Annotated in this window: 11 protein-coding genes; 3 read left to right on the forward strand and 8 right to left on the reverse strand. The window is 42.3% G+C overall.

Annotation, left to right across the window (positions count from 1 at the left end):
* Positions 1–27 precede the first annotated feature (27 nt).
* From JSY38_RS01270 to gorA, 5 genes are all read right to left on the reverse strand, one after another.
* On the reverse strand, positions 28–879 hold the full coding sequence (locus tag JSY38_RS01270) for a hypothetical protein (RefSeq protein ID WP_205114859.1): 852 nt from the start codon (positions 877–879) through the stop codon (positions 28–30).
* Positions 880–1,258: 379 nt separating this feature from the next.
* Positions 1,259–1,537 (reverse strand): hypothetical protein, encoded by a 279-nt coding sequence (locus JSY38_RS01275; RefSeq protein WP_205114860.1) that lies wholly within the window; start codon positions 1,535–1,537, stop codon positions 1,259–1,261.
* A 672-nt stretch (positions 1,538–2,209) separates the two neighbouring features.
* A complete protein-coding gene (locus JSY38_RS01280) occupies positions 2,210–2,530 on the reverse strand; it encodes a cupin domain-containing protein (RefSeq protein WP_205114861.1) in 321 nt (106 codons plus the stop codon).
* A 406-nt stretch (positions 2,531–2,936) separates the two neighbouring features.
* Positions 2,937–4,424, reverse strand: a complete 1,488-nt coding sequence (locus tag JSY38_RS01285; protein WP_205114862.1) for an aminoacyl-histidine dipeptidase — start codon at positions 4,422–4,424, stop codon at positions 2,937–2,939.
* A 194-nt stretch (positions 4,425–4,618) separates the two neighbouring features.
* Entirely contained in the window at positions 4,619–5,992 is a 1,374-nt protein-coding gene (gene gorA, locus JSY38_RS01290) for a glutathione-disulfide reductase (RefSeq protein WP_205114864.1), read from the reverse strand.
* Between the two features lie 226 nt (positions 5,993–6,218).
* On the opposite strand from gorA, the gene JSY38_RS01295 reads away from it, so the two are divergent.
* The 3 genes from JSY38_RS01295 to JSY38_RS01305 all read left to right on the forward strand — a co-directional run bounded on the left by JSY38_RS01295 (position 6,219) and on the right by JSY38_RS01305 (position 8,314).
* Positions 6,219–6,869 carry a hypothetical protein gene (locus JSY38_RS01295; RefSeq protein ID WP_205114866.1) on the forward strand — a complete coding sequence of 217 codons (651 nt, stop codon included), beginning with the start codon at positions 6,219–6,221 and terminating at the stop codon, positions 6,867–6,869.
* Between the two features lie 140 nt (positions 6,870–7,009).
* The gene (xthA, locus tag JSY38_RS01300) at positions 7,010–7,825 is read left to right on the forward strand and encodes an exodeoxyribonuclease III (RefSeq protein WP_114413087.1); all 816 of its coding nucleotides are present in this window, start codon (positions 7,010–7,012) and stop codon (positions 7,823–7,825) included.
* A 174-nt stretch (positions 7,826–7,999) separates the two neighbouring features.
* A complete protein-coding gene (locus JSY38_RS01305) occupies positions 8,000–8,314 on the forward strand; it encodes an ArsR/SmtB family transcription factor (RefSeq protein ID WP_205114868.1) in 315 nt (104 codons plus the stop codon).
* A gap of 23 nt (positions 8,315–8,337) precedes the next feature.
* On the opposite strand, the gene JSY38_RS01310 is transcribed toward JSY38_RS01305, so the two are convergent.
* The 3 genes from JSY38_RS01310 to htpG all read right to left on the reverse strand — a co-directional run bounded on the left by JSY38_RS01310 (position 8,338) and on the right by htpG (position 11,977).
* Positions 8,338–9,027, reverse strand: a complete 690-nt coding sequence (locus tag JSY38_RS01310; protein WP_239544087.1) for an alpha/beta fold hydrolase — start codon at positions 9,025–9,027, stop codon at positions 8,338–8,340.
* A gap of 26 nt (positions 9,028–9,053) precedes the next feature.
* The gene (locus tag JSY38_RS01315) at positions 9,054–9,893 is read right to left on the reverse strand and encodes a DNA ligase (protein ID WP_205114870.1); all 840 of its coding nucleotides are present in this window, start codon (positions 9,891–9,893) and stop codon (positions 9,054–9,056) included.
* A 155-nt stretch (positions 9,894–10,048) separates the two neighbouring features.
* On the reverse strand, positions 10,049–11,977 hold the full coding sequence (gene htpG, locus JSY38_RS01320; RefSeq protein WP_114413076.1) for a molecular chaperone HtpG: 1,929 nt from the start codon (positions 11,975–11,977) through the stop codon (positions 10,049–10,051).
* Positions 11,978–12,155: the final 178 nt, after the last annotated feature.

Below are 12,155 nucleotides of genomic sequence, written 5' to 3' on the forward strand. Positions count from 1 at the left end.
AAAGCGTGACAGCTGAGTCCATTACAGCTATTTGTTAGCATTTTTGTATGCCCCACACTCATCTGCAAAAATACATGTAGGATTTTCTTCTAAATCAAACCATTTTTTCGCATCACATATACCACCATGAAAATCTATGGCTTCACTTGGAGAGACATGCCGTGTATACATTCGGCCTCCGAAAATACCGCAAAATTGAAGAGTCGGCTCATCATTAAGCTGTGTATATAAATAAGCAAAGACTCTACCTACAAACTGATTAACCTCTGAGAATGTTTGTTCAACTTTCTCGAAAATATCTTCAATAATAAGAGCCTTTCCCTTTATATTGATTCCATTATGCATATATCGGATTTTACCTGTATCTCTGTCTCTATGGCAGCTTCCTGTATCATGATGCGTCAATTCATCTCTAATCATTCTAAAGCCGTCATACCATGACGCCTCAGTAACAGCTATGACTAATTGCTCAGGGAAATCATCATCTACCTTTCCATTTCTGACATTCTGAAAATATTTTCTTGTTGAGTTTGGAATACCCTGGTGTTTCGAATAAATTTCCGTGATGACTTTTCTAGTGCAGTCAACAGAAGAATATAATTCCAAAATAACACTTTCTATTACTGCAGATAATTCTTTAGAGTTAATAGCGTGGGAATAACCATGCTGGTTCAATTCTTCTTCATCGGCATCTAGGTTTGGGATCAGTTTTGTAGCCAAATCTCTTAGAGTTACAGCTTTATGAAAATGATTTATCGCTCCCGAAACAGATCGCTTTCCTGTTTCACTAAGAGAAAATGTACCGCTATAAAACTTACTGAACTTTTCTAAAGTTCCCCACTGCTCAGGGGCATACATTCTAACTGTACCGGATTTCATTTATGACTCCCTGAATGCTAACGCCAAGTTCACCGGCGCAGGTAAGTTGGCGACTTTTTTGGAACAAAAAAGGTGACAGCTTACCGGAGTCCGCGTGCAACTTTTTGTTATGTAATTAATGCACTTAGGTCGATAGGTGTCCTGCAACGGCCCCGACTCCTGTAGCCCATAAACTTTCAACCACTGAGCTTAAAAAAATACGAGAACGAGCTTTTAATGTTTTAACCATAGACACCTCCTTAGTGCTGTCTTGATCCGAAGGAATCAATCTAATACTTACGTAACGCAACAAAAACAACAGAAAGACTACAGAGCCAACAACCGCCATAGGGATTTCAACCCCTCCACCTATTACCCCTATCGGCCTAAATGCACTAACTTAGTTACTAGCCTTATAAAAAGACCGGCTTCCAACCTTTTTATATAACAGCTTATCTTTGTCTTGCAGGTGGCGTGCAATTGTTGCAAACAACCACCCAGTTTTATTATCAATATCATTGCCCTGAGGGTATGCTGACTTCTTTAAATCCAGTTGATCTTTAATAAAAGTAGCAGGAACCCAGCCTTCACTAAAACCTGACTCAGAAGACTTTATAAATTCATGAACCTCGTCTGACATTTCATCAAACAACTGGTGTACTTTTTGTTTAGATGACACACACTCTCCTTTTTACATAACATTTTAATAATGCGCATGCGCGTTTACACAGATTTAAAACCTTCTTAATATCACTATAAAAAATTGATTCTAATAGCATAAATATAGATATCAACAAAAGCTAAATCAGGAAAAACGAGCATGCGTGTTATTTCAGCGGTCGATAATATTACTCATTGATACTAAAAGACTTTCTGACTCCCCGCCAGTACAAACGAGCAATACAGTGATTATTTTTTAGGCAAACCGTGCCAACAATCAGTTATTTTGAAAATAAACTCTATATCCGCTCAGACTCTATAAATTTGTCGTGGTTTGTTTGGGGGGTTAGGTGGCTAAAATTAAAAGCCTTGGAATGAAAGCTAAATTCTGCGTCGGGCTAAAGCCGCGACCTACCATAGAAAATGAAAGTTTCGCTTTGAACAGCGTATTACGTTGCGCTTATGTGTCCTACACTAGGGTTAGCTAAGAAGAAGTCAGTACGACATGACGACTCTGATTAACGAGAATAAGAGTGACATTCACCTGAGGTAGGCGGTAGTTTCGAAGGGAATGTCACTCGATTCGAGTTGTGTGTGCAGGGTCATATTCCAAACAGGCGCAAGCAAAACCTTTGGCAAACGCCATGGCAATGACGTTGCCATTATTAATATGATTGAACAAGAAAGCAGTTTATAGAAAGTCTTTTCGTACTGGAGTGAAGTTGTCCAGCAAGACGCCCGGCTCTAAACAGCGACAGCCATGCATAACATTTGGCTCTTTATAAAGCGTGTCCCCGGGGCCTACAGTTTTGGTTTCATCGCCTATGGTGAACTCAAACTTACCAGACAGTACGTAGGTTAACTGTTCATGTGGGTGATTATGCAGTGGTCCGATGGCATCTTTTTCAAAATGCACTTCTACTGCCATGATGTTATCTGAATAGGCCATGATTTTGCGTGAAACGCCCGCACCAAGATCTTCCAGAGGGACTTCATTATTGTAAACAAACATAGGATAACTCTTTGCATTATTGTTTTAGACTTCTCTACTATAGCAGCGATAAAACATTATTCAATATTTTTTGAAAAGCTGTTTCATTTATATTTATAGACGTAAAAAAAGCAAATAACGAAATCGTTCCTGCTTTTTAGATATATTAAATAGCATTACTTCACATAACCTAGTTTTTCAGGTGCTGCTACTTTGAGCTGATAAATGGAAGGATTTGGATACCTCAGGGCCAAAACCCTTTGTAAAAGCGCTTTTAATGTCAGCAGTCTATTTGGTAATAAAAAGAGTCGACCCAGAAGCGCATAGGGATTCTGATTAACGAGGATGAGAGTGACATTCACCTGAGGTAGGCGATAGTTTCGAAGAGAATGTCACTCGGTCTAAGTTGTGCGCGTAGCCCAAAGTTTTAGCGCTTTGGAACAGATTCCAATAGAGCCACAAGTAGTCGCCAAAAATCCCCAACGGAGTCTATCTCCATGCGCTCAGTTGGTGAATGGGCAGCACGGATATTCGGGCCAAAGGAGACCATTTCCATGCCTGGGTATTTTGCGCCGATAATGCCGCATTCTAGTCCGGCGTGGATGACTTTCACATTGGCTTCGTGCCCCATAACTTCTGTGTGAACCGTTAAGAAATGCTTGAGCAAGCCTGCTTTGAGCAAGCCTGCTTTTGGATCTGGACGCCAGCCTGGATAACCGTTTTCTAATTTTACCTCAGCTTGAATCAATGAAAACGCAGATTTTGCCACATAAGCAAGGTGCTCTACGGCGGAATCCACAAGGGAACGCACTAACAAACAAGCATCAAAGGCTTTTTTGCCATCTGCCGTGTTGCGCAGGTTGATCACGCCAAAGTTGCAGGAGGTTTCTGTTACACCGTCTAGGTCCGCACTCATGCGATGGACGCCATGAGGTGCACAGTACATAGCGTTTAACAAGGCGTCTTTGTCCGTTCCTTTCAGTTCCGAATCTCGTTCAGCGGTTTCTAATGTCACAGTAAGATTCGTTTCCGTAGCGCTAAATTCTGTTTTAGTGGCTTGTTCGAATTCTTCGATAAAAGCAAATAACGTCGCTTGGTCTTTGTCGTTTACGTTGATAATTGCTTCAGCGTCACGAGAAATCGCATTGCGAAGTGTGCCGCCCGTAAAGGCGCTTAATCCAAAGTCACAACGTTCTTTTAGTAGATTCAACAAACGCACAATCAGCACGTTGGCGCTGGCGCGGCCTTTATGAATATCCAGGCCTGAATGCCCACCGCGCAAACCTGAGACGGTAATTTTGAAAGCTTTTTTACTACTTTCTACAACAATAGCGGAATATTCTTTTTCAACATTAATGTCCATGCCACCAGCACAGCCGATGTAGACATCACCGCGGTCTTCAGAATCCAAGTTCAGTAGAATCTTGCCTTTTAGAATGCCCTCTTCTAACTGTAATGCGCCACGTAAGCTGGTTTCTTCTTCGATGGTAAACAAGGCTTCAATTGGCCCATGGGCTAAGTCAGTCGATTCCAATACAGCCATAGCGGCCGCGACACCTATGCCATTATCGGCTCCAAGTGTGGTTCCTGTTGCATGAACCCAGCCATCGATCACTTGCGTGACAATGGGGTCTTTGGCGAAGTCATGATCAATGTCGGCGTTCTTCTGCGCCACCATGTCTAGGTGACCTTGTAAGACGACGGTTTCTCTGTCTTCCATGCCTTTGGTAGCGGCTTTGCGAATTAATAGGTTCCCAACTGGGTCCACATAAGTTTCATGGCCTAAGTCAGTCGCCCATTTGATTAGGTATTCTCTTAGTTCGGCTTCGTGAAAAGAAGGTCGAGGTGTATTACATAATGTTTGGAAATGGCGCCAAATGGCTGTTGGTTGTAACGTCGTAAGTACTTCGTTCATCGTGATCTCTTGTCTTTTAAAATGCGTGTTACTAGTGCTAGCAACACTAAAGAAGACAACCTATCGTGGCAATCGAAATTAAGACTATGCCGATAGAGAAAACGTATGTGTAATAGACGCTTATAAAAAAGACGCCTGATAAAGTTTACCAAGGCGTCTCTTTTCATTTATTTACTCTGCAAGCAATGCTGAGTTTATTTTTTCTTAAGCGAACCCGCCGAGAAAGTAACAAATTCTTCAGCACTGGTTGGGTGAACACCCACAGTGTCATCAAAGTCCGCTTTGGTAGCGCCTGCTTTAATAGCGATGCCCAAGCCTTGGATAATCTCGCCAGAGTAATCGCCTACCATGTGGGCACCAATCACTTTGTCGTCGGCATTGTTCACTAATAACTTCATTAGGGAACGAGAAGTACCACCACTTAACGTGTGTTTCATTGGACGGAAGTCGGTTTGATAAACACGGAAGTCTAGGCCTCGTTTTTCTGCTTCTTGCTCGGTTAAACCAACAGTGCCAATCGCTGGCTGGCTGAAGACAGCCGTTGGAATGTTGTCGTAATCAAAATTGACTTCTTTGCCTTCAAACCAATAAGCGATAAGCGCCATGGCTTCTTTAATCGCTACTGGAGTTAGCTGAATATTGTCTGTCACATCCCCAAGGGCAAATACACTTTTCGCTGAGGTGGTGAAGTTATTATCAATGATCACGGCACCATTTTTGCCTGTTTTAATCCTCGCTTTATCAAGTGCTAAAGATTCAACATTCGGCACACGACCCGTTGCATATAGGATTAAACCGAACTCTTCTGTATGGCCGCCTTTAAAATGCACGGTACGGGCACCGTTCGGGTTGGCAACATCAGTAAGCTCAATACTTTCAACATCCGTATTCAAGCGCACATCGATACCAGACTTTGCGTATTCTTCGCTGGCAAACCCACGAACATCTTCATCAAAACCACGAAGTAGTTGATCACCGCGATAAGCAAGGCTGGTTTCAACACCCAATCCATTCAAGATACCAGCAAATTCAACCGCAATGTAACCACCGCCCACAACAAGAGCTTTTTTAGGTAGCTCTTCTAAGAAGAACATTTCGTTAGAGCTAACCACTAAATCACTGCCTTGGAACTCAGGAATAAACGGCTTAGCACCAACGGCGATCAAAATTCGCTCTGCGGTGTAAGTTTTGCCATCCACCATGACGGTGTGCTCATCAACAAAGCTCGCATAACCCGTGATAAGTTCAACACCAGCATTACCAAGCAAATTTCCATAAATGCCGTTTAGACGCTGAATTTCTTTGGTTTTGTTATCACGTAGAACAGACCAGTTAAACTCTACACCTTTATGAGACCAACCAAAGCCAGCCGCTTCTTCAAAGCCATGACCGTATTCAGAACCATAAACAAATAATTTCTTTGGTACACAACCAATGTTAACGCAGGTTCCGCCTAGCGCACTGCCTTCGGCAACCGCAACTTTATAGCCTTTGGATGCCGCAACACGGCTAGCACGCACACCACCAGAACCGGCGCCAATAACAAATAAATCGTACTGATAAGACATTCTTAGTCTCCAAAATCATTCATGATGTAATATGAGGGCAGTTTAACAGCCCTACCCTCTGAGAAGAAGGCAGAACCAAAAATAGCGATGCTGTAGATATTCATTTCTCTTTAGATACACATAATGAACATAAAAAATGTATCGTTAAAGGCGACTACGGTACCATTAAACAAACGATAACCTTACCAACAAATCTCAGCAAAAGATCATACTACAAGGAAGTTACATGCCCGATTTCATTACCCTAGTTTACATCGCCATCATGGCGTTTTACTTTTTTCAAAAAGACGATGGGAAGTCATTCTTCATTATAATGGCGTTACCATTTATCCCGCTCTTTAGTGACGATTATTGGCTTTGGCTACAATTAAGTGCGGCGTTAAGTGTCGTGCTCTTAATTATTGAGGGGTACAAGGCAGGTCCGACCGCTGGCGGTGCTGTGGTTGCTTTTTTCTTTTTCTCTATCGGTGCCTTTGGCGTTAGTATCGCCATTAAAACAGCATGGACATTCTTTTCGAACTTCAGCTTTTCGACTTTTCATTTAAATAATCCACTGAGTTATGAATGGCCAACTTATGTGATTGTTTTATACGGTCTCGCAGTTGTTCTTTCTCTCCTGACTATTTTTCGCAGCAACAAAGAAAGTTTAGAGTTAACACGCATCCATATTTCTGCCTTTGCCTTTGCTGCTTTGCCACACTTTTGCAGTTCATTCCTCTATGGCATGGCACTAAGTTTAGGCCTATTTGCAATATTGTTTTTACTCGCCGTAATCAGAAAAATAAACCCTGAGCAACGTTTCCTATTTGCCTACACCACGTTAGGCATCATTCCCGGAAGCTTTCTACTAAAGGGTATCATAGTCGCCTTTTTTTAAATTATCGATGTCGTCCTCATCGGATTATCAGCTCAGGCTTTATAAGAGACAAGACAATCTATAGCAATGGATAGGTAAATCCCTTTATGACTCCTACGCAACTGGGTATCATTAAGAAAATTCGCTATGGAATCATTCACATGAAATTTGTCTCTTTTAATATCAATGGCTTGCGTGCTCGTCCACATCAAATCGAAGCTTTAGTAGAGAAACACGCGCCAGATGTCATTGGCTTGCAAGAAATTAAGGTCCACGACGACGCTTTCCCTCACGAAATTCCTAAGTCTGTTGGCTATCACGCTTACTATTACGGACAGAAATCTCACTACGGCGTTGCTATTTTTAGTAAACAAGAAGCCACTAGCGTTGAGTACGGTTTTCCAGGTGATGATGAAGAGGCACAACGTCGCATGATCATTGCTACTTTTGATACGCCGCAAGGCCCAGTGAAAGTATTGAACGGCTATTTTCCTCAAGGTGAAAGTCGTGACCATGAAACTAAGTTTCCCGCAAAACGGAAATTTTATGCGGACCTAATGGAATACCTTGCCGCGCATTCTCCTGATGAAAAGATCATCGTTATGGGCGATATCAATATTTCCCCAACGGATCTGGACATCGGCATTGGCGAGCCAAATGCAAAACGCTGGTTAAGAACTGGTAAATGCAGCTTTTTACCCGAAGAGAGAGAGTGGTTTAAAATATTGGCAGACTGGGGTTTGACAGATACCTACCGCCAGCTTAACCCTACCAAGAATGATCGTTTCAGCTGGTTTGACTATCGTTCGAAGGGATTTGAAGACACACCTAAGCGTGGCCTAAGAATTGATGTGATTATGGCTTCGAATGGTCTCGCCCCTTACTTAACCGATTCCGATGTGGATTACGATTTACGTGCACTTGAAAAGCCATCGGATCATGCTCCAATTTGGACTAATTTCGACTTAGACAAATAAGCCAATTAGTCGCGGTCATTGTATGAATAACGTACAAAACAATATAATGACCGCCCTACTTGATAAGAGCCACTATCAAACAGCAGTACTACCCTATTTATCCACAGAGAATGTGGATGAATTTACTCTTTATCGCACTAAGTCGGATGCGAAAATACTAACGAGAGCACGATCATGAGCAATGAATCCCTCACCATGGAAAATATGGCAAAGCAGTCCGCCCAGGCCGCTACGTTTCTGAAGGCACTCAGCAATGAAAATCGCCTAATGATCTTGTGCCACATTCTTGATCAAGAACTTTCCGTCACAGCACTAAACAAACACCTTCCATTAAGCCAGTCTGCATTGTCTCAGCATCTTGCAGTGTTAAGAAAAGATGGCTTAGTTAGCACTCGACGTGAGTCACAGACCATTTTCTATAGCATTGGAGACAACAGAGTCAAAGAGATGATTCTGACCTTACATCAACTCTTTTGCCCAACACTCTAACTCAATATTAGAGTGTGGTTGAGCTACGCACCTTCATAAAATCCCGTTATTAAACTCGCCAGCCATTCTGGTTGCTCTAATGGCAACATGTGACCACACGCTACCATTCTGACATCAAATCGAGACACGCTTGTCATCCTGTCTATCGTCTCTTTTGAAATTAACCCATCATGTTGCCCTAGGGCGAAACACAGAGGAAAATGCACAGTTTCAAGCACTGACAATACATCAGGGCGATCTAAACTACTTTTAAGTTGCTGCATTAGCACCTCTTCGCCCAGTGTTTTGTCCATGTCTTGAATTAAGCTGATCAAAATGTCATTGGTTTTATTATTCTCTCCCAGCATAGCAACCGCTTTTTTTCGCGGAATACCACGATACCCTTGGGCAGCGACCCAATTTAAGGCCACTTCACGCTGCTTCCGCTCGCTGTCTAATAGAGCTGTTGCCGTATTAGACAAAACCATTAGACGATTAATACGCTCTGGGTATTTAACCGAAAACCGACTCGCAAGGTATCCCCCCATAGAAAAGCCTAACAGGTCTATTGGCTTATCAGGCAAGGATTTCGCCAAGGCGTCCACAATAGACTCAAGGCTTTCTTCCATTGGGATAGCAATATGATGCAAAGTAATAGAGCGACCTAAAGCCTGTTGTGTGAAGCCCCAGAGCCGATGATCACATATGGTGCCTGGTAAACAATAAATTTCCATTACCGTCTCAACTTAGAATCAGTCAATTAAAAATGGGTATCACGAATTCGCATATAGCTGGCAAACCTTGGAACCCCGCGTTCGGTAAAACCATGATATTTGTAAGTAATAATCTCTCCAACTTTTGGCGGATTTTCTCGTTCCGCATCCGTAAAGCCTGTACCTATTTTAAAGCGCAACCCTGAAGGCATTTTCACGACTAAAGAACCCATCACATCTTGGTATTTACCCGATCCTTTTAATATTTCCACCACTTCTGCCTCGGCATCCATATGAGGTTTTAGCTTCAAGAGATTATCAGTACGCCCAGATTCAAAACGTGCAAGCTTGCGCTGCAACATCAAGCCTTCTGCCCCTTTGTCCGTATAAGACGACAATAATTTATTCAACTCGTCGGTCGTGTTTACAGAAAATTGCTCAACAGGTAAAACATGAGGAAGATTAAGGTCAGTAACGATGGCTGTATAGCGCTGGTAACGCTCATAAAAGGTGAATAAACGCGCTTTATCAGGTGCATCAAATACCATGTAATAGATATTACGCCACTCACTGTCTATTGGAACCTGCTTACTCACAGTGGACATGATGTAAGCAAAATCATTGCGCTTTGACCACAGTTCGCCATCTAACCAAACTGGTGGCAATTTTTCGGTAAACCATAAAGGCGCATTGATAACGTTGCCTTGGCGAGTTAATAACTCGCTTCCTGTCCAGATACCACGAATCCCGTCGTATTTTTCACTGACTAAGTAATCTTGTATTTGAGTGTCATCCGAGTACACCTTCGCCAATTGAACATCAGGCTCAGCTAGGACAAACAGGGGAAGTAACAATACACAGACTAACCATTTTTTAAATATAAACATGACTCACTCCATTGATAATAAAAGCGCTATTCCTTAGCACTCATTAACGCTATACGATTTTATTTCTATACGCAAATCCACTTTTAAAACCCGTAAAAAAAGCCCATATTTGCAAGCAAATATGGGCTTAGACTATAACAGTTTAGGTATAGATTTTACTTGCTTAGCTGCACGATCAGTTTGTTCATACGGCTAACAAAAGTCGCTGGATCTTCCAACTGACCGCCTTCAGATAGAGTCGCTTGTTCAAATAACAACCACGCCATATCTGCAAAACGATCTTCATCCGTTTCAGCATCCATTTTCGCCACAATTGGATGATCTGGGTTCACCTCAAGGCTAGGTTTAGACTCTGGCAACTGCTGACCTGCCTGCTCAAGCAAACGGCGCATTTGCAGACCCATATCGTATTCACCAACAACCAGACAGGCAGGCGAGTTAGTCAAACGATCTGTGCTGTTAACTGCTGTGACTTTAGATTCAAGAACGGACTTCATGCGCTCAAGAAGCGGCTTAATTTGCTCTGCCTTTTCTTCTTTTTCTTTTTTCTCTTCTTCGTTTTCAGAGTCTGCTAGGTCTAGCTTACCTTTAGTGACATCTTGGAATTGCTTACCTTCAAACTCTTGCAAAGAAGACATCATCCATTCATCAATACGATCACTCAACAACAAGACTTCAAAACCTTTCTTGCGCAAGATTTCTAAGTGTGGGCTGTTTTTTGCCGTGTTATGGCTCTCAGCATAGATGTAATAGATTTTATCTTGACCTTCGCTCATGCGCTCGATGTAGTCAGCCAAAGACACAGTCTGCTCAGCGGCGTCCGTGTTTGTAGAGCTGAAGCGTAACAAGCCGGCAATTTTGTCTTTATTGCCCATGTCATCTGCTGGACCTTCTTTGATAACGTTACCAAACTCGTCCCAGAATTTTTGGTAATCTTCTGGTTCGTTCTTCGCCATCTTGCCTAGCATGTCTAGCACACGTTTCGTCAATGCTGAACGCATAGAATCAACCGCATGGTCGTTTTGCAAAATTTCACGAGACACGTTCAAAGACAAATCATTTGAGTCCACTACACCTTTCACAAAACGCATGTAAGGAGGTAGGAATGCTTCTGCTTCATCCATGATAAATACACGCTGAACGTATAATTTTAGGCCGCGTTGCATATCACGATTCCAAAGGTCGTAAGGCGCTTTGGATGGAATGTACAACAAGCTTGAGTATTCCAACTTACCTTCTACTTTGTTGTGAGACCACTTCAAAGGTTCTTGGTAATCGTGAGAAATGTGCTTGTAAAATTCTTGGTATTCTTCATCAGTTACTTCGTTACGAGGGCGAGTCCAAAGCGCTTTTGCAGAGTTAACTGCTTCATATTCTGGCGCTTTATTTTCTTCCACTGGCTTAGGGTTGCCCTCTTCATCCATTTCTGGATAAACCGGCTTTTCCATTTCAACAGGGATAGAAATATGGTCGGAATACTTAGTAACTAAATGGCGAAGACGATGGTTATCAGCAAATTCAGCCTCATCTGCTTTAAGATGCAAAATAATGCGCGTACCGCGTGAATCTTTATCAATGTTCTCGATAGTAAATTCGCCAGAACCATCCGATCCCCAACGAACCGCTTCGTCTTGCGCAGCACCTGCACGGCGCGTTTCCACAGTTACTTTATCTGCAACAATGAACGCAGAATAAAAGCCTACACCAAATTGACCAATTAATTGGCTGTCTTTTTTCTGGTCGCCGCTCAATTGCTCTAGAAAAGAAGACGTACCGGATTTTGCAATCGTACCTAGGTTAGCAATCGCTTCGTCACGGGACATACCTACACCGTTATCATCGATAACAACCGTATTCGTTTCTTTATCAAATTCAATACGAACACGTAAGTTTGGGTCTTCTGCTAGAAGGTCTGCGTTAGCGACAGACTCAAAGCGAAGCTTATCTACCGCATCGGATGCGTTCGAAATAAGCTCTCGTAGAAAGATCTCTTTGTTGGAGTACAAAGAGTGGATCATCAAATGAAGTAGTTGTTTAACTTCCGTTTGAAACCCCAACGTTTCTTTTTGAGTATCAGTTGCCATGTTGTAACTTGCTCCTATTTGAATGAACCTTCGGACAAAACCAAAGGCGTATTTCGTTTCACTTGTGCCTCATAGATAAAGCCTCTTGGAGCAATTTCAAGAGGCTAACTCACTAAAAGAAGTAAAAAAGTCACAATAAGTTTATGGATATAAACAAGCTAAAGGTATTCAGGAAGAA

The organism is Marinomonas foliarum, assembly GCF_016906065.1.
Lineage (GTDB): Bacteria > Pseudomonadota > Gammaproteobacteria > Pseudomonadales > Marinomonadaceae > Marinomonas > Marinomonas foliarum.